This is a genomic window from Paraburkholderia sp. SIMBA_054, assembly GCF_046534875.1.
In the GTDB taxonomy this organism is placed as follows: domain Bacteria; phylum Pseudomonadota; class Gammaproteobacteria; order Burkholderiales; family Burkholderiaceae; genus Paraburkholderia; species Paraburkholderia hospita.
This window is the reverse complement of sequence record NZ_JAWRXV010000219.1, coordinates 1-530: the sequence shown is the minus strand read 5'-3', so window position 1 is coordinate 530 and position 530 is coordinate 1. Positions and strand designations below refer to the sequence as shown.

Sequence of the window (530 nt, the reverse complement as noted above, 5' to 3'; positions counted from 1 at the left end):
TCGATCATGTAGATGTTCTTGATGGCACGCGTCAGCGCTACATACAGGGCATTGACGAAGAACTTATAGACTTCGAGCGACTTGTCACTCTTGTCTTTGGCGCGTTTGTAATCCAGTGTCTCGACCGCCAGATCGGTCTTGGCGATGCCCTCGACGATGTCGTTGAACTCGCCGCGGTGATCCGAGATGAAACGGTAGAGCACGATGTTCTCGTATTCGAGACCCTTGGCTTCGTGGATCGAGAACAACAGGGGCGTGGCAAAGTGCTTGCGGGCGTCGGCCTTGTCCTCGTCGCGCATTACCAGGACGGCGAACTGGGTGGATTGGCGAATCTTCTGGTCCAGTTCGCGCTTGGTGGCGTCCTTGTCGGGCATCAGCGTAACTTGGCCGGTCTCGCCCCCGACGGCCTGGACCAGGAAGTTGCTCTCGCGGTCGATGGAGCCGAAGCGCCGCTGCTTGATCTTGAGCAACTGATTGGCGACGCGAGTGGCCTCCAGGCCGTTGCGAAAGTTGGTCTTTAGCACGCGCAA

General features: G+C 57.9%; 1 pseudogene. It reads right to left on the bottom strand.

The annotated features are described in order from the left end of the window. Positions 1–530, bottom strand: a pseudogene (locus tag SB822_RS54845) (hypothetical protein); the annotation flags it as partial.